This is a genomic window from Bacillus sp. es.034, assembly GCF_002563655.1.
GTDB lineage: Bacteria > Bacillota > Bacilli > Bacillales > Bacillaceae_B > Rossellomorea.
On record NZ_PDIY01000001.1, the window covers coordinates 4,230,731 to 4,256,887 of the forward strand.

Annotated in this window: 25 protein-coding genes; 8 read left to right on the plus strand and 17 right to left on the minus strand. The window is 45.1% G+C overall.

Annotation, left to right across the window (positions count from 1 at the left end):
• Positions 1 to 112 precede the first annotated feature (112 nt).
• Entirely contained in the window at positions 113 to 901 is a 789-nt protein-coding gene (locus ATG71_RS21540) for a DUF2935 domain-containing protein (RefSeq protein WP_098441416.1), read from the plus strand.
• A gap of 95 nt (positions 902 to 996) precedes the next feature.
• Here the strand turns inward: ATG71_RS21540 and ATG71_RS21545 are convergent, their stop codons facing one another.
• Complete coding sequence (locus tag ATG71_RS21545) at positions 997 to 1,587, minus strand: helix-turn-helix domain-containing protein (RefSeq protein WP_098441417.1); 591 nt, start codon at positions 1,585 to 1,587, stop codon at positions 997 to 999.
• A gap of 92 nt (positions 1,588 to 1,679) precedes the next feature.
• On the opposite strand from ATG71_RS21545, the gene ATG71_RS21550 reads away from it, so the two are divergent.
• Positions 1,680 to 2,639: a DMT family transporter gene (locus tag ATG71_RS21550; RefSeq protein ID WP_098441939.1), complete on the plus strand. Its 960-nt coding sequence runs from the start codon at positions 1,680 to 1,682 to the stop codon at positions 2,637 to 2,639.
• A gap of 41 nt (positions 2,640 to 2,680) precedes the next feature.
• Here the strand turns inward: ATG71_RS21550 and ATG71_RS21555 are convergent, their stop codons facing one another.
• From ATG71_RS21555 to ATG71_RS21590, 8 genes are all read right to left on the minus strand, one after another.
• Positions 2,681 to 3,328, minus strand: coding sequence for a 2OG-Fe(II) oxygenase (locus ATG71_RS21555; protein WP_098441940.1), 648 nt, complete (start codon positions 3,326 to 3,328; stop codon positions 2,681 to 2,683).
• 345 nt (positions 3,329 to 3,673) lie between these two features.
• Positions 3,674 to 4,813 (minus strand): mannitol-1-phosphate 5-dehydrogenase, encoded by a 1,140-nt coding sequence (locus ATG71_RS21560; RefSeq protein WP_098441941.1) that lies wholly within the window; start codon positions 4,811 to 4,813, stop codon positions 3,674 to 3,676.
• Between the two features lie 5 nt (positions 4,814 to 4,818).
• A complete protein-coding gene (locus ATG71_RS21565) occupies positions 4,819 to 6,888 on the minus strand; it encodes a BglG family transcription antiterminator (protein WP_098441418.1) in 2,070 nt (689 codons plus the stop codon).
• Between the two features lie 85 nt (positions 6,889 to 6,973).
• Positions 6,974 to 8,881 carry a PTS mannitol transporter subunit IICBA gene (locus ATG71_RS21570; protein WP_098441419.1) on the minus strand — a complete coding sequence of 636 codons (1,908 nt, stop codon included), beginning with the start codon at positions 8,879 to 8,881 and terminating at the stop codon, positions 6,974 to 6,976.
• Positions 8,882 to 9,076: 195 nt separating this feature from the next.
• Positions 9,077 to 11,116, minus strand: coding sequence for a DUF5643 domain-containing protein (locus ATG71_RS21575; RefSeq protein ID WP_098441420.1), 2,040 nt, complete (start codon positions 11,114 to 11,116; stop codon positions 9,077 to 9,079).
• Between the two features lie 160 nt (positions 11,117 to 11,276).
• On the minus strand, positions 11,277 to 11,609 hold the full coding sequence (locus tag ATG71_RS21580) for a hypothetical protein (protein ID WP_098441421.1): 333 nt from the start codon (positions 11,607 to 11,609) through the stop codon (positions 11,277 to 11,279).
• A gap of 129 nt (positions 11,610 to 11,738) precedes the next feature.
• A complete protein-coding gene (locus ATG71_RS21585) occupies positions 11,739 to 12,287 on the minus strand; it encodes a hypothetical protein (RefSeq protein WP_098441422.1) in 549 nt (182 codons plus the stop codon).
• 164 nt (positions 12,288 to 12,451) lie between these two features.
• Positions 12,452 to 13,285 (minus strand): STAS domain-containing protein, encoded by an 834-nt coding sequence (locus ATG71_RS21590; RefSeq protein WP_098441942.1) that lies wholly within the window; start codon positions 13,283 to 13,285, stop codon positions 12,452 to 12,454.
• A 400-nt stretch (positions 13,286 to 13,685) separates the two neighbouring features.
• Between ATG71_RS21590 and asnB the strand changes: the two genes are divergently transcribed.
• The 4 genes from asnB to ATG71_RS21615 all read left to right on the plus strand — a co-directional run bounded on the left by asnB (position 13,686) and on the right by ATG71_RS21615 (position 18,456).
• A complete protein-coding gene (gene asnB, locus ATG71_RS21595) occupies positions 13,686 to 15,509 on the plus strand; it encodes an asparagine synthase (glutamine-hydrolyzing) (protein WP_098441423.1) in 1,824 nt (607 codons plus the stop codon).
• 354 nt (positions 15,510 to 15,863) lie between these two features.
• Positions 15,864 to 17,564: a S9 family peptidase gene (locus ATG71_RS21605; RefSeq protein WP_098441425.1), complete on the plus strand. Its 1,701-nt coding sequence runs from the start codon at positions 15,864 to 15,866 to the stop codon at positions 17,562 to 17,564.
• A 13-nt stretch (positions 17,565 to 17,577) separates the two neighbouring features.
• Entirely contained in the window at positions 17,578 to 17,910 is a 333-nt protein-coding gene (locus tag ATG71_RS21610) for an SdpI family protein (protein WP_142953507.1), read from the plus strand.
• A 342-nt stretch (positions 17,911 to 18,252) separates the two neighbouring features.
• Positions 18,253 to 18,456, plus strand: a complete 204-nt coding sequence (locus ATG71_RS21615; protein ID WP_098441427.1) for an IDEAL domain-containing protein — start codon at positions 18,253 to 18,255, stop codon at positions 18,454 to 18,456.
• A 117-nt stretch (positions 18,457 to 18,573) separates the two neighbouring features.
• On the opposite strand, the gene ATG71_RS21620 is transcribed toward ATG71_RS21615, so the two are convergent.
• Complete coding sequence (locus ATG71_RS21620; RefSeq protein ID WP_098441428.1) at positions 18,574 to 20,346, minus strand: ABC transporter ATP-binding protein; 1,773 nt, start codon at positions 20,344 to 20,346, stop codon at positions 18,574 to 18,576.
• Positions 20,343 to 22,082, minus strand: a complete 1,740-nt coding sequence (locus tag ATG71_RS21625; RefSeq protein ID WP_098441429.1) for an ABC transporter ATP-binding protein — start codon at positions 22,080 to 22,082, stop codon at positions 20,343 to 20,345. The genes ATG71_RS21620 and ATG71_RS21625 overlap by 4 nt, the downstream gene beginning before the upstream one ends.
• Before the next feature lie 458 nt (positions 22,083 to 22,540).
• On the opposite strand from ATG71_RS21625, the gene ATG71_RS24040 reads away from it, so the two are divergent.
• Positions 22,541 to 22,768: a DUF2651 family protein gene (locus ATG71_RS24040; protein WP_353616316.1), complete on the plus strand. Its 228-nt coding sequence runs from the start codon at positions 22,541 to 22,543 to the stop codon at positions 22,766 to 22,768.
• Positions 22,765 to 23,124, plus strand: coding sequence for a hypothetical protein (locus tag ATG71_RS21635; protein WP_098441431.1), 360 nt, complete (start codon positions 22,765 to 22,767; stop codon positions 23,122 to 23,124). The genes ATG71_RS24040 and ATG71_RS21635 overlap by 4 nt, the downstream gene beginning before the upstream one ends.
• A gap of 60 nt (positions 23,125 to 23,184) precedes the next feature.
• Here ATG71_RS21635 and ATG71_RS21640 read toward each other — a convergent pair whose 3' ends face one another.
• The 6 genes from ATG71_RS21640 to ATG71_RS21665 form a co-directional block, all read right to left on the minus strand.
• Positions 23,185 to 23,517 carry an IDEAL domain-containing protein gene (locus ATG71_RS21640; RefSeq protein WP_098441432.1) on the minus strand — a complete coding sequence of 111 codons (333 nt, stop codon included), beginning with the start codon at positions 23,515 to 23,517 and terminating at the stop codon, positions 23,185 to 23,187.
• Between the two features lie 59 nt (positions 23,518 to 23,576).
• Complete coding sequence (locus tag ATG71_RS21645) at positions 23,577 to 23,993, minus strand: RrF2 family transcriptional regulator (protein ID WP_034762217.1); 417 nt, start codon at positions 23,991 to 23,993, stop codon at positions 23,577 to 23,579.
• Between the two features lie 73 nt (positions 23,994 to 24,066).
• Positions 24,067 to 24,462 (minus strand): transcriptional regulator SpxA, encoded by a 396-nt coding sequence (gene spxA, locus ATG71_RS21650; RefSeq protein WP_098441433.1) that lies wholly within the window; start codon positions 24,460 to 24,462, stop codon positions 24,067 to 24,069.
• Between the two features lie 148 nt (positions 24,463 to 24,610).
• The gene (locus ATG71_RS21655) at positions 24,611 to 24,901 is read right to left on the minus strand and encodes an ATP-binding cassette domain-containing protein (protein WP_098441434.1); all 291 of its coding nucleotides are present in this window, start codon (positions 24,899 to 24,901) and stop codon (positions 24,611 to 24,613) included.
• A 108-nt stretch (positions 24,902 to 25,009) separates the two neighbouring features.
• Positions 25,010 to 25,864: an alpha/beta fold hydrolase gene (locus ATG71_RS21660; RefSeq protein ID WP_098441435.1), complete on the minus strand. Its 855-nt coding sequence runs from the start codon at positions 25,862 to 25,864 to the stop codon at positions 25,010 to 25,012.
• A complete protein-coding gene (locus tag ATG71_RS21665) occupies positions 25,864 to 26,148 on the minus strand; it encodes a DUF3784 domain-containing protein (protein ID WP_098441436.1) in 285 nt (94 codons plus the stop codon). Before ATG71_RS21665 ends, ATG71_RS21660 begins: the two co-directional genes overlap by 1 nt.
• Positions 26,149 to 26,157: the final 9 nt, after the last annotated feature.

A 26,157-nucleotide genomic window follows, 5' to 3' on the forward strand; every position in this document is an offset into this window, starting at 1 on the left:
CTCTTGAAAAGGTTGTCAATGCTTTTTGTTCCCTTGTAAGGACGAGCAGTCGGACATTTTTTCGTGATTTCTTTAATACATATACAAGGAAACTACTCTAGGGGGATACTAAATGGCAAGTTATCAAGAAACAGCCCGATTTGAACATGGTTTTTGGTTGCAGGTACTTGGAGATCATGCACGGTTTATCCATGACTCTCTTGCTCCAAAAGAAAAAGATCTTATCAATTCTGCCAATACATTTAAAAATGAGTGGGATCAACTGTTGGAACGCTCGAAACAGAATCCTGATATTGCATTAAGCAGACAGGCAGAAAAGGTCAGCCTCCGTTTTAGGAAATTCAAACTTGAACTGATTAAACGTCATTTAATAGGGGATATCAGCATAGGTCTTGGACCCACATTTCTAAATCATATGGTGAATGAGCTAGAAGAATACCTCCGCGTTTTAAAATACTTGACCAAAGGCGAAAAGCCTCCCATCTTCCACGAACTCCACCATCATCTCTTGTGGCTGTTAGATGCGGCGGGACATGCCGGAGCCATCTCCGACAATATGGACCGGATAGAAAAACAAATCAAGAAGCAAAGTGATGAATTCACAACGGATTTTGAAGCCTTTTACTTAAAGGCCGTTGAAATGGCAGGGTTCCTGCGGACAGAAGTGAACCACTTCCCTGCACTCGAACGATTCAATGATGATGTCAAACTTGAGATGAAACTGTTTATGGGCTTTTTAGATGAGATTGAGGAAATGGAATTAAGCAAGACAGCACTCGGAACCTTCGCCGCTTTAATGGCCGATCATATGCTGAGGGAAGAATGCTATTACTTAACGAAACTCGCAGAAGCAACCAGCCAGCAAGGCCCGGACTGCGACCCTACAAAGCCCCGTATTTAACTTTGACACCTATCATTAAAAGATCCCCAGAGTTGATTAAATTCCGGGGGTTTTCTTAATTCAGTTTTATTTTACAATACCATACACAGAATCATTCAATCTGCCCGTCCAGTATAGATCATCACAAAATGGAGGACCGCCTCGGTTGATTCCATATTTATATAACTGTGTTCTTTGTCCGCATGGAACTTGATCGAATCATACTGAGAGAGCTCAAATACCTCACCTTCCACTTTCACCTGTACCTTTCCTTCCATGACCGTCACAAATTCAGTCACGCCGGGCTGATGGGCATCGGCACAGTATTCGCTGTTTGGTTTCAGGAAGGCACGATGGGTTTCCAGTGATCCGTATCCTGAAGAAATGAACATCGGTTCAAGGGTCAGGGACTCATTGGCACTGATCACTTTGCTGCCTTCATTTTTCCTGGAAATCTGGACTTCCTGCTTTTCTACGAGGAGGGCTGATATTGGAATCGAAAGCCCATTCGCGATTTTCCAGATGATGGTCAAAGATGGATTTGCCTCCCCTCTCTCGATCTTTCCTAAGGTCAATGAACTGACACTGGTCTTATCCGCGAGTTCCTGGAGGTTGAGTCCCCGCTCATTTCGTATGTTTCTCAATGTATTTCCGACGTGCCGGGCGAGCTTTTCCGGGTCCTGCCATGTCAAACCGTCATTTTTCATCTTTCTACCTCTTTCTATATGCAACGTTTTGAAGTATATTATAATATATATAAAATAAACTATAGTATATGTATCAGGAAGGAGTGTTTCCCATCAAAGAACTGACTCTTGGTATCATTTCATCCATGTTCTTTGCCGTCACCTTCATCCTGAACCGGTCCATGGAACTGGCCGGTGGAAGCTGGATGTGGAGTTCATCCCTGCGGTTTTTGTTCATGCTTCCTTTCCTATTCCTTATTGTAGGTTTACGGAAGAATATAAATCAAGTGTGGATCGAAATGAGAAAGAAGCCATACGAGTGGCTGACATGGAGCTTTGTCGGGTTTGTCCTCTTTTATGGTCCTTTGACGTATGCAGCAGCATATGGACCTGGCTGGCTTGTTGCGGGCACGTGGCAATTCACGATTGTGGCAGGGATCCTGCTCGCTCCCTTTTTTTTCACTTCAGGACCTGTAAGACGGAGGCACACCATTCAAAAAAGGGCTCTCGCCATTTCCTCGATCATTTTAATCGGGGTGCTGTTCATCCAACAGGAAAATGCCAGTGGGCTGCCTCTTTCACAAGTGATCACAGGGGTCTTACCGGTGATCATCGCAGCGTTCGCTTACCCCCTTGGGAACCGTAAAATGATGGAGGTATGCGGGGGAAAGCTGGATACGTTCCAACGGGTACTCGGAATGACGATCGCAACTACTCCCTTCTGGCTGATTCTCGGAAGCTTTGCGTTTTTCAAAGCGGGCGTCCCCTCCACGGGTCAAGTGACACAATCCTTTATCGTAGCCGTTTGCTCAGGTGTGATTGCGACTTCCCTCTTTTTCCTTGCAACGAACATGGCAAGGCATCACCCAGGTAAGCTTGCGGCAGTGGAAGCGACCCAGTCGACACAGATCCTGTTCGTCATCATGGGAGAAGCGGCCATCCTTTCCGTTCCCCTTCCGTCAGGTTTCGCCCTGATCGGCATCTTCCTGATCATCGCCGGTATGATCATTCACACCGTGAACGTAAAAAAAATGAATGCCCGATTGGTGAAAACGGTGAAATCCGCAAGCTAAAAAGGAGGAGCACCCCACTCTTGGGATACTCCTCCTTTCCATTACTTAAATACTTGCCTTCTCATCCACTGGGTCGCAGCCCATTTATCCCCGATGACAACCGGTGCCCCACCATGGAGCGTCAGGTCGTTCAACTCTTGATTATCATAAAAATATTCGAAGTAAACCGCCATTCCCTTTTGAGGAGAAACAGAGAGATTCAGCTTCGGGAAGTAGGTTTCCCCGCCTTCCTCTACGTCGTTCAAATACATGACGAGGGTACTGATCCTTGGATTCTTCACCGGCCTTGACGATGCCGAGAAGAAATCGAAATGAGCCTTGTATTCCTGTCCCGGTTTGTAGTTCAGGATTTGAAGACCCTCCCCGTGTTCGACAGGTATATTCATAATTTGAGAGACTCGCTTTTCAACTCTTGTCACGACGTCATGACTTTCTTCTAAAAAAACAGAACTGCTCGTTCTCAGTCCATCGACTGTCCGGGTATTTCCGATTTTTGAGCGCTCGACCCGGTCTTTTGACAATTGGATGAGTTCATCACATTCTTCATGACTCAGCACATTGCCAAGCACGACGATCAGAGGCTCCTCCATTTTCACGATGATCTGGATATCCCGGTCTTCCGTCTTGATCTTATTCCCCGTGTGGTGGAAAATCGTTTGTTCCTTTACAGCTATTTCAGTCGTATTCATTGCCAACTTTCATCAACCTCTTATCGTATTTTTAACATTCTGAATTCTCACATTGGTGGAAGCATTCTTTGAATCTTCCAGACTGGGAAAACGATAGCAACTTTAGGCATAACTGTATATTTTATTCGGTTGTTTCCTCCTGCATGTCAAAATATGAGTGTGTATTTTTATATATTTTACACCCGGGATGAGGGGAATTCTATCTTTATTTTTTCTTTTTCCAATGAAAAATAATATAGTTGATTCGGGTATAGTATTGGCGTGGGTTCAGCGGTGTCACAGAAAGGACACGTAGTCAAAATGCGAAAAAAAAGACTGCCGGATCCCATCCGACAGTCCATCCATTTATTTCTTCAAAGCTTCATACTGAACCATTACTTCCTTCACGATTTCACTATCCGCATCCAGTCCACTCACTTTTTTCAAAACATGTGCAGGGCCGTGCTCGTTGATCATGCCCTGGATTTCCATGGCCTGTTCGTCTTCAGGATTGTCAAACAGTAGCGCTGCTGCAATCGCTTTGGCGAGATACGAATAAGACAGTCCTGCTTTTTGAGCTTCCGTGGTCGGGCGGATCAAACGGTCATCGGGACCAAGCTTACGGATCGGTGCACGTCCCACACGGGTGACATCATCATTCAGGTAGGCATTTTTAAAGCGTTCGATGTTTTTTTCAATATAAGTCAAATGTTCGTTTTCATCGAGACCATATTGCTTCACAAGGTAGGCACCTGTTTCTTTCAACGTCTCCTTCACTTGTGCAGCGATTTCGTCATCGGCTAATGTCTGATCAATGGTCGATTTTCCTTGCAGATATCCAAGGTAAGCAATGACCGCATGTCCCGTGTTCACTGTGAACAGCTTCCGCTCGATGAATGGTGCAAGATCTTCAACAATCGTCATTCCTTCAACAGGCGGGATTTCTTCCGTCGTTTCAACCACCCACTCGTAGTATGGCTCAACGAGGACGTCCAGTGAACCTTGATCCTGCATCGGTACAATGCGGTCCACCGCTGAATTGAAGAAGTAGACTTTGCCTTCAAGCTTTGAAGCCGTTTCTTCATCAAGATTTTCCAAGATATGCTTTTTCAAAATGTCCGTTGCACCGATCTGATTTTCACACGCAATCACGTATAACGGTTCATCTGAAGAGGCCACTCGCTTAGTGATCCCTTTAGCGATCAGGGGTGCGATCCGTGGCAGGATATTCGGTCCGATTGCCGTTGTCAGGTAGGTAGACGAGACGATCGTATCGATCACTTCCCCTTCCTGATGAAGGTTGTTCAGGCCCGACACATTCCCGATCGTTTCAGTTTCCATCGTTTCAGTGGCAAGCTTCACCTCATAGCGTCCTTCTTCATTCAGTTTATTGATCACTTGTTCCGCAATATCCACAAAGGTCACGTGGTAACCTGATTGGGAAAACAATGCTCCGATAAACCCTCTGCCTATGTTTCCTGCTCCAAAATGTACGGCTTGTTTCAACATCATCATTCCTTTATCAAATTAGTTTGTAAGTAGTCCAGAAAGATTTCTTCTAATTTCTTTAAAATGATCGCTTCGTTCGTGGACGAATAGATCATCATCGATCTGTGATCTTCGATTAAGCTTGTTGAGATCAGGCTGAGGATTTCCTGTTCCCGCCTGCTCAACTCTTCCGGGGCAAGCATCAGGAGAAGGCTCTTCATCTCCATCTCGGCACCATCCATCCCTTTGATCTTGCAAGGTTCATCCAGATGGGCCACCTGGAAGATCAGCTTATTTACGTTATCATCCCGGCAGTGGAAAAGCCCCATATTCGTGTTCGGGATACCCAGTCCGCCTTTCTTCTCCCTTTCCATCAGTTGGTCCAGGACCGCTTGACGCTGTTGAAGAAGTCCGTCCCGGCTCGCCTTGTCGACCATTTCACTCAGGATCCTGACATGATTTCCCGCCGACTGCTTCCGGTACACACGGAAATTGGTAAGGATGGCTTCCATGCTGGAATGAACGTCTTTAATTTCCTGAAGCAGCATTCTCACTTCAGCTTTCCCGTCAGACTTCGGAGATGGTTTCAAATATTTTTTCCTCGTCAGCTTCTCGACGTTATTCTGCAGATAGCTTTGGATGAATCCGATGTCCTTCTCACTCAATAAGGGACTCACCAGAATGTACTCCACTTCCGTAAAGGGAAGCCTGACTGTGGAAATGACAATATCGTACTCATCAAGATTCGCTGTCTGGAAATCTTTTATGGACAGGATTTCCACCTTGTTGATCATGCTCAGTTCCCGCTGGATGCGGCTTGCGAGCATCTTGGACGTCCCGATTCCTGTCGGACATACGACCACGGCTTGGATGTTGACCTTTTCTTCATTCATCAGCATGGCGGATCCAAAATGAAGAACGATGAACGCTACCTCATCATCCGGAAACGAGATATCCTTAAACTCCATTTCCAGACTCTTTTTCACCGTTAAAAATAAGACCGGATACTTCTTCCTGATTTCATCCGTCAGGGGATTGAAAAGATCGAGCTCCTGCTGCAGACGGAAGATGGACGGTCCCATATGGGCAAGGAGTCCCTGGAACAGGGAAAAATCATCGGACAGATCCACGTGGAGGTCCGCCGACACATCCTTGATGACATTTTTGATGAGATGCCCAAGGAGGATGCTGTCATAGTAAACGACTTCTGGATCCTGCACCTTTGATCCTTTCAAAATGACCGTCAAGAATTGGACGTCCAGATGGTTGATTGAAACGGAAAGGCGCTGTTTCAGTTCCCCGCATATCATGTCCATCAACTGGAACTCGCCCGGTGCCTCTTCTTCATAAGGGTCCCTTTTCTGTAATACGAAGCCCTTTTCGGTTCGCTGGACGGTCAGGCAGATATGCACGACAAGACCGATGTAATCACTGTCCGTTAACGTGATCTGCCGGTCTGCCAAATGATGATTCACCACCTGGTCGACGGTGAGTAAATAGTCCGGTTTGAAATAACCGAGAACCGGCTCATCAAGATGATGACCCTTTTGCATCCCATACACGGTTTCGATGATGCCTTCATAAAAATGGACAAGGAAAAAACTTGCCAGGGCATGACGCTTGTCGGTTTCTTCCGCCACAAGCTCCACCCCCACCCCACGTTTCCTCGTCAGGGTGATCCCGTACTTCTGAAGCCAATCGGCAAGCTCATCCAGATAAGAAGACAAGGTCGTCACGCTGATTCCGAGCTGACGTGCAAGCACCTGTTTTTTAAAAGAAGGGCCTTCGTGCAGAAGGATGATCAGGAGATTCAGCTTTCGTTCTTCAGGAGTTTCGTCGGTCGGATGGACATCCGCAAGATTTTGTATTAAACGATAGATTTGCTCATTCTTCCCATCGATGAAAAGACCTTCATTGGCCGTCCTTTTCAATTCCAGGTGGTACTGTTTTAAAATGCTTTCGATTGATTTCAAATTTCGCTGTACGGTTCTTCCGCTCACATTCAAAAACGCAGAAAGAGAGTACACGGTATGTTTCCCCGATGTTTTTACAATCAATTCGATTATGGATTTTTCCCTTGATGTAATAAACATCCTTTCCCCTCTTTCCCTATCATGAGCTTTTTTTCAAAAGAAATGAGAACAGAAAGGCAGGGATCCCGCCTTTCTGATGATTGCTCTAGTTGCTGTTGATGATATCTTTCAGTTCCTTGGCTGACTTCGCCTGAACCATCTGATCGACGTTTTCCTGCTCTGAGCAGACAACGGCGATGCCAGATAGGATTTCAAGATGGGTACCGTCTTTACCGGCGATACCGAAGATCATCTTCGCCTTCTCTCCGTTGAAGTCCACGCCGTCCGGAACTTGAATAACGGTGAATCCGGATTTGATGACGGCTTTCTTCGCGTCTTCCGTACCGTGTGGAATGGCTACATTATTACCCATATACGTAGATGTGATTCCTTCTCTGTCAATCATAGCATCTACATAGCTTTCTTCCACATATCCTGCTTTCACAAGGGCCTCCCCGGCGAAACGGATCGCCTCTTCTTTCGTGGCAAATGACTGATTCATGAAGATATTTTCTTCAAGTAGTAGATCATCATCATGATCTGCATTCGGTTCGGCGTTGACCGCTTCCTCTTCAGCTTCTTCCACAACCTCTGCCTGCTCACCCGTGATCCCATCCTGAAGACTCGCAATCAGCTTGTCATACTCAGGGCTGGATAAGAAGTTATCCACGGAGATATGATACGCATTCGGAAGTTTATTTTTCGCACGAGGCGTCAATTCTTCCTGAGTGATGACCACTTGTGCATCTGATGGAAGATTACTGATGGACGTGTTCGTGACGCTGACATCGAGATTCGCTGCCTTCACTTTTTTACGCAGGAGGGAAGCACCCATGGCACTCGAGCCCATCCCTGCATCGCAGGCAAAGACGATTTTGTTCACTTCTTCAGGCATTGTCCCTTTGCTCACATGTCCTGCAACGGAACTTTTCTTGCCTTTCATTTCCTGCATTTTCTTCGTTGCACCTTCAATGTCTTCATCTGTTGCTTTGCTTGATTTCAAGACGATGGCAGACACAATGAAGGACACGACTGTTGCAACCAGTACCGCTGCAAAGTTAGCCAGATACGCCATTCCTTCAGGAGGTGTAACCGCCGTAATCGCGATGATACTCCCTGGTGATGCCGGTGAAACCAGTCCACCGCCTAATAATACAAGGGTGAAGACCCCACTCATTCCTCCAAGGATGACGGAAATGAATAGCATCGGCTTCATCAGTACGTATGGGAAGTAAATCTCATGAATTCCACCAAGGAAATGAATGATGGCTGCCCCTGGTGCTGATTGTTTCGCTGTTCCTCTTCCGAACAACATAAAGGCAAGTAATACACCAAGACCCGGTCCCGGGTTAGCCTCTAATAAGAATAGAATTGATTTTCCACCCTGTTGTACCTGCTCCAAACCAATTGGTGACAGGACACCATGGTTAATGGCATTATTTAAAAATAGAATCTTCGCTGGTTCGATCAGAATGCTTGTTAATGGAAGCAGTCCTGCAGCAACCAGCCAGTCAACTCCTGCAACGAGTAGACTTGTGAATGCGTCAACTGCAGGTCCGACTCCTAAGAAGGCCAGAATCGCAAGGATTCCTCCAAGGATACCTGCCGAGAAGTTATTCACGAGCATTTCAAATCCTGCCCGTATCTTCCCTTCGATTAATTCGTCGAACTTCTTGATGACGTATGCCCCAAGAGGTCCCATGACCATGGCCCCCAGGAACATCGGTGTATCCGGTGCACCGACAATGACACCCATTGTCGCGATGGCACCCACGACCCCACCACGCTGGTCGTGTACGAGCTTACCTCCTGTATACCCGATCAATAACGGCAACAGGTACGTAACCATCGGCCCGACCAGTTTGGCAAGGCTTTCATTTGGAAAGAACCCAGTTGGTATGAACAACGCTGTAATTAAACCCCAAGCGATAAATGCACCTATATTTGGCAGAACCATAGAACTGAGGAAGTTACCAAACTTTTGTACCGCAACTTTCAAATTGGATTGCGCCACTTCTCTCATCCTTTCATGTATAGATAATGATTTCTTATTTTAATGATAGGCCTTCCAGCATGGGTGATTCAAGAACGACGAAAACTAACTTTGTCACCCAGGTGACGACAAACCTATTGTTTCTCTGATTGGGGAAGATATTCCTGTGATAGACGAAGAAAAAAGGGAACGGCATGGCACTGTTCCCTTCAGCAGTTAATTCAGTTTCACCTTCACCAAATCATCCAGATATTTGGTGGTAGTGTAGCCGTCGATGACAAGCTCGGTCGGCAGGACGTCTTCAGTGGAGCCGTCGTTGTAAAAATCAATGGTTTGTTTCGTTTCAAAATAACGGGGCTGATCTAATTTCTCGTACTCGTATGAACCCGGCTCGTACTTCTTCCCATCCTTGTCCATTAATATGCCATCTCCGCCACTGACACCGATTGAGTAGTAATCTTCCTTTTCATCCGCAGTCCGATAATATAAATAGTTCACACTTTCATACTCACGGTCTTTTGGCAAATCGTGTGTGAGGGTCACTTGTGTGGGGCTACCGATCTTGATGTCATCGATGGTGACCATGTTTCCGAGATACTCAATCGTATCCGGCAATTCTTTATTCACATCGAGTTTAATGACTTTTTGATCCTTTACAAATAGATGAGCCGATCCAAATCGGATGGTCACAAACTTTGGATCATCAAAATAGAGAGTGTCAAAGGCTGTTTTAAAGGAATTCCACCCCTCATTGTCTGAAGACCCACCGTACATCATCCCTCCGAATTGATCCGCCTTCCATTTTTTATCTTTCGATTCAATCGACTCAAAGGTCATCATGTCGATTCGCCCTTCCTTTTCTTGCTCCTGAAAGCTATATTCAAGAACCGTTGCGGTTGGGGCAATCGTCAACTGATCCAATCGGACTGGATTGCCTGCCACTTCCATCTTCTTATCCAGCTTATGGACACGGGATGGCTTCTTTTCGAATGGAATCTCGAAGCTCCACCCCCCTTCGGCAAATCTCATTTCCCCGCCGCCGATATATTCACCGGTTGAAGGGTCTTCATTTAATTGCATGAGTCGTACAATCTGTAATTTTATCGTCCCCTCCTCCACTGAGACCGGCTGGAGACTGATGGTTCCTCTATAGACATTTTTCTTATCATTATGTAGGTTTTCTTGATCCCGGGGTGGAGAGTAGAAACTGGATTGATCGTCCCTCTTCATGATATCGTATTCGTTCTCGATGATGACTCCTTCATAAGGGTTCATCATATAACGATTTTCTCCCTTGAGATCTTCTACTTCGTAAAAAACGAGGGTCTGCACGTCATCCGCGACCACACTCTTGATCGTGACCTTCACTCCGTCACTCTCCGCTTCAAGGTTCAGACGTTCACCGAGATTATGTTGAAGAATCGCCCGCAGCTGTTCATCTTCTTCCGTATAAGAATAGTAAAGACTTGCAAACCCTCCGGTAACAAATCCTGCAACGATCAAGAGTACAAACACTCCGGCGAAGGAAAGGAGGATCGATTTCCGTTTCTTCCTCCGCTTCTGTCTCTCTGCTTCCCTTTGATCCAGCCTGTTTCTGACTCTCCCCATGACATCTGCCGGGAGATGAGTCTCTTCTGCCAGTTTGGCAAGGGCGAGGGTCACTTCCTGAAACGAAGCGAGGTCTTCCTGACAATCCGTGCAGTGATATATATGTATTTCAAAATCCACCTTTTCCGGTCGATCCATCGTTCTGCTTAAGTAATCCAGATAATGCTTCTGATAGTCTTGGCAGCCTTCCACTTCAGGGCCGTTCCCCATCATTTCCCGTAGCTTCCGTATGCCTCTGAATAAGCGTGATTTCACCTCATCAATCGGGATATCAAGTATACGGGCCGCTTCATCCTGGTCGCACCCTTTCATATAGACTAATGCCACCGCTCCTTTTTCAGCTGAGTCCAGGTGATGAAATAGGTGAAAATGGTCATCATCTGAACTCAAAGATGGTTCCGATATCTTTTGACATTCCTCCAGAAAAATCCTTGTAGCCGCAGTCGAGTGAGCCTGCTTCCGTTTTCGATCCTCATGCTCCAAGCGGATAATCGAGCGATAAAAAAGATCCTCCATCTCTTGAAGATGATTCGTGTAAACCCGGCCCAGGGCATAGAACGAATCTTTCTCAAACAGGGAAATGATCGATTCCAATCCCCTTTCAAAGGTCCTGCTGACCGGCACGGTACCGGTTTCCAGTTTCGCCATAATTGTCTTCCCTCCTTCCTTTTTCCTACTAGTAATTATTTCAAAATTCCCAATACTTCACAATCCTTTTCTTGAAGATTGAATGAGTTATCTATCATTTTACATCGATTATACAAAAAGAAGGTCCGGATCACGTTGGATCTAGACCTTCTTCTTACTATTATAATCGATTGATTTCACCCAACTGGGATTGCATATCCAACTTCACCATCTCTTGCGCTTTAGAAAAGGTAAACACTTCATTCGATACCCAGTGATTATACAATTTAGCCAGGGCGTTCCGGTGATAGACCGTGCCTTTCACCTCTGTAAAGAAATAAATGATCAACAGGTTGGTCACGTCTTCTGGAAGGTTCTTCTTACGATCTATCCCCTTCAACGAAAGGATATCTAACCCTCTTAATGGACTGCCGATCACGGTTTCTGCCATGTGGAAATGATCAGCTGTCTGACATAGTGCCACAAGATCCGGACTCAATTCTTCAAATTTCAAGTGAATTCCCCTTTTATATATTACATAGATAGTGAACGAAAGATCGTTACACTTCAGGTCCTCTTAGATTGTAAGATTAACTACTATGTATTATAACAAAAAAACGTTACAGGCAGACACTTCAGTTTGTTAATTTTTACTCACCCAAAACTCCATGACCTTTTCATTTGAGGAAGGGTAGATCAACCTATTCACCTGGAGCTCCGTCAGATAGCACTCGGTAACCCAATCAGGCAGTTGGGCACTCTTCTCCTTCCAAAGACGGGTTCGCTCCAATGCATCCTCCACAGTCATCTTCACCCATGTATCGGTGATCATATTCTCTCCACCCTTAGGTTCATCTTCCACCAATGGATGAAGGGAACGATTGTAGTATGGGATGCCGTCACCGACATGGCTTATGTTCCTCACCCATATGGTGCTTTCCCTGGGAAGGAAACCAATCGTCCTCGTACCTGACGTTTGCATCGTATTCTCCTCCAAATAGCAGAAACAACCGTACCAGTCGCGGTCTGCCTCTTTCGGAAAGATGATTTCTGTTGTATAAATGGATTGGCCGGTATGAAACAAATTATGAACAACACGGTTGATGAAAACCGGATCCTTTTCCTTATATTTGGTAGGTGATCCACATGTGAATCCATGGTGATGGAAACGGATCATCTTGACGAATTGCATGGTGCCCCCTCCTTCTTAGGTGAATTTCTTCAAAGGGCATACCTTACCAAATTCACTCTATAGTGGAGGTATTCCCCTATATAGAATGACTTCAAACAAAGTATGAGAAAAAGATATAAAAAAAAGAGCGTCCATGTAAACGGCGCTCCTTATCTTTCAATTCACTATATCTGTTCATTTAATGCACGTTCGAGAGTCGACGTGACCGAAATATTATCAAATGAAATGCCCAACTGAATCGCTGTTTGGGCAATTTCCGGGCGAATGCCGGAAATGGTACTCTTCACCCCGATCAAATCCAGGCTGTCGATGATCTGGAATAACTGTTGGGCGACCATGGTATCCACCATAATGACACCAGAAAGGTCGATGAATAAGTGTTCGACATTCTTGTCCACACATTCTGCCAGTGTGTGCTCGAGGATGTACCTCGCCCGTCCTGTATCGATGTCGCCGATCAACGGAAGGACGCCGGTTTTCTTATTTAGTAGTATGACGGGGGAGCTGAGTTCCCGGATCATTTCCTGCTGTGCCTTCAAGCGACTCTGGGAATACTCGTAATTCTCTTCTGCAAACTTGGAGATGACGATGCTGAACGTTTTTATGATCAACTCTCTGAGATCATCGATTCTCCCGGACGGAAACTCTTCACCATGGAGACGGACAAACTCCTGTAAAATCCCTAAATACTGATCCTGTGTTCGAAAGAATTCCCGAAGGATATAGTGTGTAGGAGTGGATAAATGTTCATCATCCTTCGCAATATCTTCAATCCAGCGTTCAAAATTGCACAATGCGTCCTGCCCTATATCCTTAAAAAGGACACAAAAGCGTTCATGAAATTCATGATTTTGCCGTTTTAACGTTTCAATCACATGGAGATCCGTTGAGGCATATACGCCTGAAGAATCACTTTTAACAAGGGACGCATACCAATCCTCTGTCAGTTGCCATGTACGTGCACTCATAAATTCGTAAAACTTTTCCGCTACCTTCATAATCGACCTACTTTCTATAAGATAAGGGAATGTGATCATCTCTTCAACCACCGCAGATGTCCATCGGTCTGTTGCGAAGCGATATTCTACATATGCTTATAAAAGTAATGTACTATGAGCGGGGTATAAAGGAAAGAAAAAGTTTATCCAAACCGTCTTTCAGAACACATTAGCTTTTTGTAAGACAAAGGACATGAGTTTTTAGGAATCAACTGACAGGAACGAATGACCTTTTACATTTTTTCTCAGAAATCAGCCGCAATCCTTTGACGCCCGTTGAAGAAGAGATTTACCATTTAACGTGACCCCGTAAAAGGGATCGACATAGCCAATAAATAAAATCCATTTCGTGGTGAGCGCTCACCCATGAATGAACTTTAAGAAAGAAGGCGTATGAATTATGTGTGGAATTGCAGGCTGGATTGATTGGACAAGAGACCTTACAGATGAGGGACGGACCTTGAAGAATATGACCGATGCCATTGAGCACAGGGGACCGGATGCAGAAGGGAGCTGGCTGAAAGGTCATGCCGCACTCGGCCACCGCAGATTAATCGTCATCGACCCAGATGGCGGCAAACAGCCGATGCTCTATCAAAACGGTAAGAACACGATTGCTTTAACGTATAATGGAGAGCTTTATAACTATCTGGAGCTGCGTAATGAGTTGTCAGAGAAGAATCACCGGTTTACAACAAATTCTGATACAGAAGTGCTACTGCACGCTTACCTTGAATGGGGCGAAGACTGTGTCCGTCATTTCAACGGCATCTTCGCTTTCGGGATCTGGGATGAAGAGAAAGAAAGGCTAATGCTCGGTCGTGACCATTTGGGGGTAAAACCTTTATTTTATACGATAAAAGAGGACCAGATTTTGTTCGGCTCCGAAATCAAAGCCTTACTTGCCCACCCGGACGTTCAGGCAGAAATTGATACAAAAGGATTATCTGAAGTATTCGGACTCGGTCCGATGAAGACACCTGGGAAAGCCATTTTCAAAGATATATATGAAGTTCGTGCAGGCCATTATATGACCGCCACGAAAAATGATCGAGAGACCATTCAATATTGGAAACTTGAAAGCAAAGAGCATACGGATGATGTTGAAACAACTGTGAGAACCATTAGAGGTCTGCTTGAAGATACGGTCAAGAGACAACTGATCGCGGATAAGCCGCTCGTGACCATGCTCTCTGGGGGCCTCGATTCAAGTGGACTCACGGCGATTGCAGGAAAGGAGTTCAAGGAGGAAAACAAGGTGCTTCCAACCTACTCCATCGACTTCGTGAACAATGAAGAAAGCTTCAAGGAAGATTTCCTGAGACGCGACCTTGATGAACCATGGGTAAAGCGCGTATCAGATCATGTCGGGACAGACCATACTTCGATTGTATTTGATGCGGAGAAACTAGTAGATAATCTCCTCACCCCTATGCGTGCAAGGGACCTGCCGGGAGTCGGCGAAATTGAGACCTCCCTCTACCTTTTATTTAAGGAAATGAAAAAAGAGGCCACTGTCGCATTATCGGGGGAATCCGCCGATGAAGTGTTCTCCGGGTACCCTTGGTTCCATCAGCAGGAATTCCTTGATGCCGATGTCTTCCCGTGGCTCCTGAATATTGGAGGGATTGCCGGTGTCCTGAAACAAGACTTGAAGGAGAAACTGAACATCAAGAAATATCAAAAGGAGCGCTATCAAGAAGCACTCGCGGAACTACCGGTATTAGAAGGGGAAAGCGATGTTGAAGCCAAGCAAAGAAGGATGTCGTATATGTTCATCACCCGCTTCCTTCCATTTATGCTGGACCGGAAAGACCGGGCAAGCATGATGACTGGCTTCGAAGTCCGGGTACCCTTCTGCGACTACCGCCTTGTTGAATACCTGTGGAATATCCCGTTTGAGATGAAGAATATCGATGACATCGAGAAGGGCATCCTCCGCCGGGCTTTTAAAGGATATCTCCCTGATGATGTGCGGAACAGACGGAAGAGTGCCTATCCGAGTACGAAGGATGATGCGTATCTAGCAGGAGTCCAGAAGTGGATGACTTCCATATTAGATGATCCTTCTTCCCCAATTCTTGAGTTGATCGATGAAGAGGCTGTCAGAAAGATTGCAGACGGAGATAGCAGTCTTCCTGATTCCAGTGCAAAAGGTTTATTGGATTATTTAATCCAAGTGAATGGATGGTTGAAAGAGTACAGCATTAAAGTGGCGATATAATCTGGAGGAGCCATGGGGACAGGCCCCCTGGCTCCTTTTTCTATTCATGGGTGCTGGTACTGCGTCGAATTGTATAAGTATTTATCAATTTCCGGGGAAATAGTTGTAGAAGTATGTAAGATTATTGCCTATCGGATGTCCAGCCAGGCTAATGGTATCAGGATTGATTCATTCCCTGAAGCTTACCCTCATTTACTTTATCTTGCCTATCTCCTCACAAAATGGAATAATATACCTATGAATTTGTGTATTTCCAAGGAGGAATGACCTATCCGCACTGAAACTGACGCCGAACATTATTTCCACACTACTGAAATAAGCACCTTCACCATTAATGAAAACGAAGACACACTCGTGTTCAGCACGAACCTAAACGGGACCTTTAATCTATGGGCCATGGATCTACCCCACTTGTTCCCTTATCGGTTAACGACTATTAACCAGAATAGCAGCCTCATCCATATTCATCAAAATCAAATTGTCGCAACCTTCGAGAAGGATGGCGATGAAAATCAGCAATTGCATCACATGCCTATATCAGGAGGTACCCCTGTCCCCTTCCATGAAGAGGAATCCGGTTCCACTTGCTATCACGCCTGCTTTACAGATCAGGAAATGTACTACTCTACCAACTACGAAAACCCATTGTTGAACATCTATAAAACCGATTTACAAACGGGCCATACCACCCTTATCCAACAAGGTGATCATGTTCCGATCGTTGTGGTTGCCGCCTCTTCCGACGGGTCTTATGTCTTTACTGAAACGTATTCAAACACACATGCCACTGCCTTTTACCAATCTGGTGGTAGTAAAGTGAGCCTGGTACCTGATGCTAAGACACCTCATACAATCAGTGATGTATACATGACCAAGGATGTGATTTATTTCACCACTAATTTTGGAAAAGAATTTTCATACCTTGCTTCTTTTAACCTTTCAACCTATGAATTCCACCCTCTTTTTACATTAGATAAAGAAGAAATCACTTCGATCCAGTTCAATGAAAAATCGAATCAGATAATCATGACTTCTGAAAAAGGTGTAAGGGATCATCTATATGTCTATGATTTGTCGACGTGTGAAGGAGAGAGAATCGATACCCCCTGCGATGTCGTCAAAAAAATGAAGGTAACCAAGAACGGAAACATCTTTGTGCTTGGAATTTCTGCTGACAAGACGGATACCATTTTCAAAAGGGAAACGAACGGCAGCTGGACACAGGTGACGAACACCAAAGTACTTGGCGTGCCTGAAGGTAACATGATTAAACCGGCCATCGTCCACTACGAAAGCCACGATGGCCTGGAAATCGAAGCCCTGCTGTATAAACCGGAGAAAGCCAATGGATTCACTATCCTCTGGCCACATGGGGGACCCCAGAAAGCAGAGCGTATGATTTACAGACCTGTGATTCAGTACCTCGTCCAAAGCGGCTATACCCTCTTCGCCCCCAACTTCCGGGGCAGTAAGTGCTACGGGGCAACATTCGAGAAGATGGTGGAACGGAACTGGGGGGACGGGCCTCGACACGACTGTGTCGCTGGAATGGAATGGCTTATACAAGGGGGTGTTGCTGAAAAGGGCAAAATCGTGGCGATGGGCGGAAGCTACGGTGGTTACATGAGTCTGCTTCTCGCAGGACGACACCCCGAGTACTTCTGTGGGATTGTCGACATATTTGGCATATCGAATCTATTAACCTTCCTGAAAAATGTTCCGCCAAGCTGGAGAACCCTTATGAATCAATTGGTGGGAAATCCTGAAACAGACTATGAGAAGCTTGTAAGAGACTCACCTATTACCTATATCAACCATATGAATTCTCCCATGTTCATCATACACGGGGAGAACGATCCGAGGGTGAAGACCGAGGAGTCGGAGCGAATTGTAAGTGAATTGAAGAAAAAAGGGGTCTCTGTTGAGTACCTCGTGTTTCATGACGAAGGTCATGGTTTTTCTAAAAAGAAGAATGAAATGCGGGCTAATAAAGAAATTCGCAGTTTTTTGGATGGGCTGGTAGAGGCAAATCTTGAGGCTTGCCACAAAAGATAGAGAGCTTTTTATAATGAGTAATATTGGCGTTTCTCTCATGCATATAAGTGCTTCCCTCATATGTATCGGTATCAGCATCCCGTTACTTTTAGGTAAAATCAAGATGAATACGTATTATGGAATCAGGATTTCAAAATCATTCGAATCTGATGAAGCCTGGTTTAAGATCAATCGATATGGGGCCTTGCAGATGATTGTATGGTCTGTCCCTTTATTTCTAATCGGAATCATCGTTCTGTTTTTGCCCCCTTTTACGGAGACAACTGAGGTTATTCTGGTGTTTTTACCGTGTATGTGGCTCGTTCCACCTGTTGTACGAACTTTCTTTTATGCCAAAAAACTATAATCAGTTCATATATCAAAGGAGATTCGGCCACATAAATGCCAAATCTCCTTTTCTTTTAGGACGTTTTTTTATTTCCCCCTTGTTCTGAAACCCGTTTCATACTTTATATTGAAATAGAAGGTGAGAACTCACCTTTATATGATTGGCGTAACGCATCAGATGCGGCGTGACAATCTTCCCTAAAAAGTGTTCATGTTCATTGAACACTTTTTTACTTTATCCCCTTTTTAAATGAACATACTTACCAAACAAACCCTAGGGCAAGAATATTTTTTTGATAAAATGTTTGAATATTCTATAAATGGTTAGTATAATAGAAAAAAGGTCAAGGAGCTGATTTTCATGAAGAAGTATTTGCTGAACTCACCACAGTCTGATGTAAATCACATGGATTCACTATTTGCAGAAATGATATTGGACGAGGCACTGCTGACATTTCGGAAAGAGCAAATCGCAAAAGGGATTGACCAGGCATTATGTAAGAGGAATAAAAAAGAATTCCTGCGGTTGACGGAGGAATTGAAGGAAATTCAGAGTGTGGGATAATTAAATATTTCAATAAATAATAAGAGGACCTTTCCCTATTGATTTGAAGTTGGGAATGGGTCCTCTTTTATGTTCTAAGAATCGTTTTCTTTTATACTAAATCTACCCTACATGACCTCACGACACATAATCAATCGTCGCTCCGCCTATCTCCGCTTCCCTGCCAAAGAGTCTCGAATAGACCCCGGATTGATTCTGAAGAAGTTCAGCGTGTTTCCCTTGCTCTGCAATCCGTCCATCCTCCAGGACGACGATTTGATCCGCAGACAGGACCGTGGATAAACGGTGGGATACGATGATGATCGTTTGGTTCTTCCCTGCCCGCAGTACGGCTTCGTTGATCTTCGTTTCCGTGATGGGATCAAGGGCGGAGCTTGCTTCATCCAAAATAAGAATGGGAGCATCTTTAAGAAGGGCCCTTGCAAGGGACAGACGCTGCTTCTGTCCTCCGGAAAGCAGGCTTCCCCTTTCACCGACCGATGTAAAGAGCCCTTCAGGCAGCGTCTCGATCAGATCACCGAGACCGCTGTCTTCGAGTGCTTTCAAGAGCTCCCCATCCGTCGCATCCCTCTTTCCGATTCGCAGATTATCAGCGAGTGTTCCACTCCTCAGCATCACATCCTGGGTGACAATGGCCATCTGCGAACGCAGCCACGCTGTATCCCACTCCCGGATATCCCTACCATCCACTTCGATTCGCCCAACACCCGTATCGTATAGCTTGAACAAGAGATCGACAATCGTGGATTTTCCAGAGCCGCTCGGTCCGACCAATGCCCATTTCTCCCCGGCACCTATGGAAAAAGAAACACCCTTTAATACATTTTCATCTTTACCAGGATAAGAAAATGCGACGTCCTGTAGACGGATGCTTCCGATTGCCCGTTCACCGGCAAAGCCTTCAGACACCTCCGCTTCCGACACTTCCTCGCTAAGCAAAATTTCTGAACGATCCAACGCCGGACCGGTCCTTCTGACAGAAAGCCAGTTTCTGAGAAGCCTTTGCATCTCATTTGCCGCAATGGTCACGAGTCCGCCGGCCGTCAGCATCTGGCCACTTGTCAGTCCTTGGTTCCAGATTAAGAGTGTACTGATCAAATAGACCAGTCCCAGGGCAAATCCGTTATAACTCGCAATGACGACAACGGATTGCATCCTCGCTTTTAGTTCTTTCACCGAGTGCTGCACGAAACTGTCACGGATGGAGATGACGCTGTCCACTTCACTGTCCGATACGCCCATGACCCGTGACAGATGGATCCCCGTCACTGACTCTCTCAACCTTTCAAGATATCTCGACGCTTCTTTCCTCGCATCTGCAGAGGCCAAACGTGTTCTTGCTCCAACGACATTAGAAGTCCAGTAGAAAATCACGCCAAGGACGACGCTTGTAATCATCAGATAGGGATGAATCCACAGGAGCACCAGGCTATAAATGAAGACCCCCTGCACGCTTGCCATGAAAGTGGACCCTTCCCACGCGAGGAAATTGTGAAGGGTGTCCGGATCATCCGATACCCTCGCAAGCATTTCTCCCGTGGAATTATGATGGTAAAAAGAATACGGGACGACCTGCAGATGGCGGAACAGACGAAGCTTCTGCCAATTCGTCACAGTCTTTGCGGTCTGATGACAGAAGTACTCGTCGATGACCATCATGACCAGATCCAATACTGCAGATAAAATCAGGAGCCACATCAATCCCCATAGCCAGTTGTAGTGTTCGTTCGGAATGATCGTATCCACAAGCCAGCTTAAGGCAAGAGTCGGGATCAATGCTGAAAACACCTGGCTGATCGCGATGACGACAGAATCCGCGATGACCCATTTTTTATACGGACGGAGAAAGCTCAGCACTCTTCTGCCGTCGCGATTTTTCTTGGCGCTCATCCAATCAACTCCCTTTCAAGCTCGCTGTATTGAGCCCTGTATAATTCATAATACTTCCCTTGCATCAGAAGCAGTTCTTCATGAGTGCCTTTTTCCGCCACGACTCCTCCATCGAGAAGAATGATGACATCCGCGTTCCTTACGGTGACAAGACGGTGAGCGATGGTGATCGTGGTCCGTCCCGGAATCAGTTTTTCCAAGGAAGCCTGCACCCGCTCCTCCGTTTCCCCGTCAAGGGAAGAAGTCGCTTCATCGAAGATCAGGACAGGCGGCTGTCTGAGGATGGCACGAGCCATGGCCACCCTTTGCCTCTGTCCGCCTGAAAGCTTCAATCCCCTCTCCCCTACGATTGTTTCATATCCTTCCTCCAGTGAAAGGATCAATTCCTTCAATCCTGCCGCTTCTACTGCCTGATCGAGTTCTTCTATCCTCGCATCGGGTTTTCCGTATAACAGATTCTGCCTTAATGTACTATTCAATAGAAACGTCTCCTGAGAAACGACCCCTACCTGCTGGCGGAAGCTGTTCCGATTATAGTCGAATAGATTCTTATCATCGATCATCACCGAACCCTGCTGCGGTTCATAGAGTCCCAGTAACAGCTGGACAAGCGTACTCTTCCCTCCGCCGCTCGTTCCGACGATCCCAATATGGTTCCCCTCATCGAGGGACAACGAGACGCCTTTTAACACCTGTTTATTCGTCCCGGGATACGAAAACCAAAGATTCTGCAAGTCTATTTTTCCTTTAACAGGACCAAATGCAGGAAGCTTCTCCTCATGTTCTTCAGGCAGATCGAAATATTCGTAAATCCGCTGAAGAGCCGGAATCGCCTGTTGAATCGTCAAGGCATGTTCTGCCATGGATCTCACCGGTAAAAACATGATGGGAATGAAGCTCAGACAGGCAACGAGCGTCCCTATCGTGATCGTTCCATCCCAGATCGCCCAGCCTCCGATCAGCATGACGACACCCGGTGCTGCGATATTAAAGAGATTCCCGAGGCGCCAGTTCACCTTTCCGATCAGTGCTGCCCGAATCGAGAATTGCTTCCAATCACTCAGCTTCTTCTCCTGAGTGCCAACTTCCACATCCTGCGTCTGATAGGTCCTTACCAATCGTACACTTTCAATGCTTTCCTGCAGATGCTGATACATGTCTGCACTCATCTCACGCTGGACCGCGCTCATCTTCCGCATTTTTTTACCCAATGTAAAGGAAGGGATGATATAAATGGCAAAAACCGCGAACATGACAATCGCCGCAGGCCAGAATAAAACAAACACCGTGGAAAAGGCAGCGACCGCTCCCACTACTTGCTGCAGGATACGGGGAACGACCGTATTGTTCAGGTTCTGAATCGATTCCACATCATGTGTCAAACGGAAAAGCATATCCCCTCTCGGCGTCTTCGAGAAAAACGACATCGGAGTCCGGTGCAGCTTTCTGAACGCCCGGATCTGCATATCTGTGATCACATCAAGGCCGATCTTCACCTGCACATATTCCTGCATCGTTTCGAACAGGGATTTACCGAGATAGGCACCGAGAATCCCGCCTACTACCCATACAAGAAAATTCAGATCCCCTCCGACAATGACGTCATCCACCAATCGTTTCACAAGAATCGACGGCACGATTGTAAAGAGTCCGCCGATGACGGAAAACACGAGTGCCACCAAAAGCTTCCTCCAATAAGGTTTAAAATGGTTTAACGTTATTTTTAATAAGTTCATGTAGAACCCCCTCCAAAATTCTATTTTATACCAACAGATGAAAATATTCACTATAATTTGAATACAGTATAAATTAAGTATATTCATCCTTTCAGTCACCATCTTCGGTCGATGGGGCGTATGGGTTCTACGACTTTTGGATGAAGAAAAAGCTGATCCCCGACGTGGGATCAGCTTATCCTATCACTCAATATAGCCACTCAGGTTCTTTCCGCGAATATCGTCCCCATTCACCCATTCCTGTAAGTTCACGTCCAGAACCTCCTTGCACCCTGCAATGGTTGTAAGGATTCTTGAATCAGGCGTAAGTTTCCATAGTTAGCTCAAAATCTGGCTTACGAGCATATCTATAAATTTTAATTAATGATCTCCAATGTCCTCAAAATCCAATTGATAACTATACCTATTTAGTGTAATATTACACAAAAGGAGTGATTTTTACATTGGATATCTTGTTCATGATTTTAGTTGGCTTTCCGATTTTATCAATCATTACAGGAATTTTAGGATATTTCTTATTTAATAACCTCTTTGTCTCACCTATATTCGTCCTTCTATCTGCGCTTGTTGCCACGTTTACTGTTTTCAATGATTCGTTTCTGCTATGGGTATTTGTGTATACCTGCTTAGCTTTTCTTTCTGGTTTGGGGATAAAAATCTTTAAAGAAAATAAGGGGTCAATATGAGAAACTACCTGTCAGGAATGCTATTTAGTTTACTCTCATTACTTTCGTTTCTTTTCATTCGAACAGTTGACGGTTTATGGGGCTCTTTTGCTTGGTCACTTCTTCTCACGATTGTTGTATTTCTTTTCTATAGAAGGAAGATAAATTGGGATAGAAAAGATATCATTGTGATTTCGTTCAGTACGGGTCTTTTCTATCTACTTTTTGCTTCCTTTGGTATCAGTCTATATCCACCCGAACCGATTAGAGATCTGGGTGATATCATCATGCCTTACCTGCATGCAGGTATGTTTGGGGTGTATACGATGATTGTGATGTTTTTATCCGGAATGGTCTTTAACAAGCTTAGAAGTTGAAAATCCCCCACATACAAAAAAAGCTGAAGAGTCCACCCCTTCAGCTTTTCTTCACTCTATTCACTTCACACCCTCAACCAGTTCCCGCATGGAGTTCAACTTAGCTGAGAGCTCCAGGAACCACTCTTCGTCTCCCGTTTCAAGGGCCAGGTCGATCAGGTACTGGATCTGTTCTTTGTTTTTGACATGCGTATCGGGTATTTTGTTTATTTGTCTGTTTAACAGGGGAAGTATTTTCCCTTCGATGGTTTTATTATCGCTGGTCACGATTTTCGCTTTAACAGCTTCTCCTTTGGTGTCCAGGTTCTCAATATAGCCGATGACCAGTTCACCGGTAAGCAATGTCCCTTTTACCCAATCTCCAACTTTTAATATAGACTGTTCATTTGACATTCCCTTTCACCTTCCTAACTGTAATGTTATTTGTTACATTTATTCGAGAGAATAGCCTTTTACGCCTTCTCTTGATGAATCATTTCAACGATATCTTTTATCGTATAGTCCTTTAAGTAATCCCCCAGTTTTTCTTCTGCACCGAGGAAAATCTGGAACAGGACATTCTTCATATTGGCGCCGACGAGGCACTTATCATTGGTAGCGGTGCATTTTGGCTGCAAGGCGCCTTCTGATGTGATTTTATAAATATCCCACAGATTAATGTCACTCAGGTCCATGGCAAAGATGAATCCGCCGCCTGTCCCTTCTTTCGACGCAATGAATCCCTGCTTTTTCAGAAGACTGAGGACTTTGCGGATCCGGACAGGATGAACCCCTGCACTTTCCGAGATCGCATCGCTTGTCGACATGCGGTCCGTCTGCAGTGCCAGATACGTCAAACTATGGATGGCTAAGGTAAAGTCGCTATTCATGGACTGCCTCCTTCCCGGATGTTACTGTAATGGTAACTTTTACAGTTTAGACTGTCAAGAATCCGGTTTATGATCAGTTGGCCAATTTCTGTAGCTCATTGTATTCGAAATTACGAATCTTCCTAGGAAGAAAACTGCGAATTTCTTCATCGTTGTAGCCAATCTGCAGTCTTTTTTCATCCAGCATGATCGGTCTTTTCAAAATCAGTGGATTTTCTTTAATCAATGTATATAAATCTTGGAGTGGCAACGAATCAATGTCTACCTTTAACTCCTGGTACGCCTTTGATTGTTTGGAAATGATGTCCTCTGTTCCATTTTCCGTCAGGCGGAGGATCGACTTGATCTCATCAGGTGTCAATGGTTCTGTCAGCATGTTACGCTCCACATATGGTATTGTATGTTCCTCAAGCCACGCTCTCGCTTTGCGGCAGGACGTACAGCTTGGTGTCAGAAATAGATTAACCATGTGTTTACACACTCCTTGTTAAATGTAATAAAAAAAGTAACAGTTTCAATTTAAAAATATTACCCTTCTTCCGGGTACACTGTAATAATAATATTTACAGTTAGAGATGTCAACCTTTTTTAGAAAACTCTTTTTGAGAACGTTGTGATTATTCCTTACCCGATATGCTAAATTGATAAACGTAAAATTGATCGCATTGAATCCTCTGAAGTTTTTGTAAACAAAAGATGACATCATATCCGGCCACCTCCACTTTTCCAGACGAAACATTGATCAATGTCGTCAAAATTTGGACCCTCGTTGATTTCCCTGCTCCATTCGGTCCTATAAAAGCGAAGACCTCCCCTTCCTCGACTCGGAAAGATACATCCTTCACTGCCTGTACGATTCCTTTTTTAAATGTTTTGGTTGGATTCTCCACTACAATCCTGCCATTCATGAGCATCCCTCCGTTCTATCTATTTCATATTCGAGGGGGGGATTGGTTTATCCTTTATTGGGTGTGTGCCGATGTGTTGGCATGTCAAAGGGACAGGCACCTTGGCTCTTAAGAGTGAACCGGGGTGACTGTCCCTTTGGAACTCATGAATTCATGTGTTATTGCAATCATCTTTTCTGGTTGCTCAAGTATGGTCCAGTGCCCGCTTTCTTCTACTTCATAAAGGATGGCGTTATTCAAATGCACCAAAACGTTTTCCTTTATATAGTCAGGCGATAAAATATCCTGTGACCCTTGAGCAATCATGATGGGGAGGGGCTGTAAAACAGGCAAAGACGGAATAAGGTTGTAATGGTGGTCAAGTTCTTTCCCGATATGCTTAAGAGCATCCTGGTTGTATGAGATCGTTGTTTTCTTTTTTAATATGTCGACTGAATACACGTAATGGGGGTCTAAAAGTTGTTCAAGCTTCCTAGAAGAATCGACCCCCAAGAGAGAAGAAAGAGAATAATACCCGAGAAGCATTTTCTTGTAGAATCCGAGTTTCCGTAAAAGGTTTTCCTTGAACGCCCGATAATGCTTAGAGGTTAAGCCTACGGTAGCAGTAAGGACCAGTTTATCAATGCGGTCCGGATGCTTCGCCGCATATGAAAGGGCCAGGATGCTCCCCCAAGACTCACCGAAAAGCGTCATTTTTTCCAGGTTGAGGGCTTTTCTGATTTCTTCGAGATTGTTGACTTCATCGTCTACGGAATATGAATGTCCTTCCTCTACTTCAGACCTTCCGCACCCCGTTTGATCATAAAAAATAATCTGAAAGCTTTCCCCTAAAGGCTCCATGTGAGGGAGGAAATAGTCAGAACTCCCTCCAGGACCGCCGTGAAGGAAAACAATCGGGGCCCCTGCTCCTTTTTTAGTGATAAAAACGTTCTTTCCGTTGATCATGACATGCTTTTCTTCCATTAATCCATAAGCCTCCTATTAATGAATACATACACACCCGTTAACAGAACCAACATGACCACCACAAGAATGGTTCCCTCATGGGAATAATCGATAAAACTATTCATGATCACCATCAACCCTAATGGAAGAAAGAAGAGAAGCCCCGTTACCGTTCCTAATAAAGACTTATTTTTGACCATCTTTTCATTGAAGCCTGCGAGCAGCCATGTTTGTTTTTTGATACCGACTAAGTATGAAACCAGGATAAGAGCAAGACCGATCACCAGCAAACCGTAGTCCATATTGATTCC

Excerpts from the sequence above, each read along its gene's own strand:
- ATG71_RS21590 (WP_098441942.1), bottom strand. The coding sequence starts at position 13,285 with ATGAAGGTAGCGGAAAAGTTTTACGAATTTATGAGTGCACGTACATGG.
- ATG71_RS21540 (WP_098441416.1), top strand. The coding sequence starts at position 113 with ATGGCAAGTTATCAAGAAACAGCCCGATTTGAACATGGTTTTTGGTTG.
- ATG71_RS21625 (WP_098441429.1), bottom strand. The coding sequence starts at position 22,082 with ATGAACTTATTAAAAATAACGTTAAACCATTTTAAACCTTATTGGAGG.
- ATG71_RS21655 (WP_098441434.1), bottom strand. The coding sequence starts at position 24,901 with ATGAATGGCAGGATTGTAGTGGAGAATCCAACCAAAACATTTAAAAAA.
- ATG71_RS21640 (WP_098441432.1), bottom strand. The coding sequence starts at position 23,517 with ATGTCAAATGAACAGTCTATATTAAAAGTTGGAGATTGGGTAAAAGGG.
- ATG71_RS24040 (WP_353616316.1), top strand. The coding sequence starts at position 22,541 with ATGATTTTAGTTGGCTTTCCGATTTTATCAATCATTACAGGAATTTTA.
- ATG71_RS21610 (WP_142953507.1), top strand. The coding sequence starts at position 17,578 with ATGAGTAATATTGGCGTTTCTCTCATGCATATAAGTGCTTCCCTCATA.
- ATG71_RS21620 (WP_098441428.1), bottom strand. The coding sequence starts at position 20,346 with ATGAGCGCCAAGAAAAATCGCGACGGCAGAAGAGTGCTGAGCTTTCTC.
- ATG71_RS21635 (WP_098441431.1), top strand. The coding sequence starts at position 22,765 with ATGAGAAACTACCTGTCAGGAATGCTATTTAGTTTACTCTCATTACTT.
- ATG71_RS21585 (WP_098441422.1), bottom strand. The coding sequence starts at position 12,287 with ATGCAATTCGTCAAGATGATCCGTTTCCATCACCATGGATTCACATGT.
- ATG71_RS21565 (WP_098441418.1), bottom strand. The coding sequence starts at position 6,888 with ATGTTTATTACATCAAGGGAAAAATCCATAATCGAATTGATTGTAAAA.
- ATG71_RS21575 (WP_098441420.1), bottom strand. The coding sequence starts at position 11,116 with ATGGCGAAACTGGAAACCGGTACCGTGCCGGTCAGCAGGACCTTTGAA.
- ATG71_RS21665 (WP_098441436.1), bottom strand. The coding sequence starts at position 26,148 with ATGGACTACGGTTTGCTGGTGATCGGTCTTGCTCTTATCCTGGTTTCA.
- spxA (WP_098441433.1), bottom strand. The coding sequence starts at position 24,462 with ATGGTTAATCTATTTCTGACACCAAGCTGTACGTCCTGCCGCAAAGCG.
- asnB (WP_098441423.1), top strand. The coding sequence starts at position 13,686 with ATGTGTGGAATTGCAGGCTGGATTGATTGGACAAGAGACCTTACAGAT.
- ATG71_RS21645 (WP_034762217.1), bottom strand. The coding sequence starts at position 23,993 with ATGAATAGCGACTTTACCTTAGCCATCCATAGTTTGACGTATCTGGCA.
- ATG71_RS21615 (WP_098441427.1), top strand. The coding sequence starts at position 18,253 with ATGAAGAAGTATTTGCTGAACTCACCACAGTCTGATGTAAATCACATG.
- ATG71_RS21660 (WP_098441435.1), bottom strand. The coding sequence starts at position 25,864 with ATGGAAGAAAAGCATGTCATGATCAACGGAAAGAACGTTTTTATCACT.
- ATG71_RS21555 (WP_098441940.1), bottom strand. The coding sequence starts at position 3,328 with ATGAATACGACTGAAATAGCTGTAAAGGAACAAACGATTTTCCACCAC.
- ATG71_RS21545 (WP_098441417.1), bottom strand. The coding sequence starts at position 1,587 with ATGAAAAATGACGGTTTGACATGGCAGGACCCGGAAAAGCTCGCCCGG.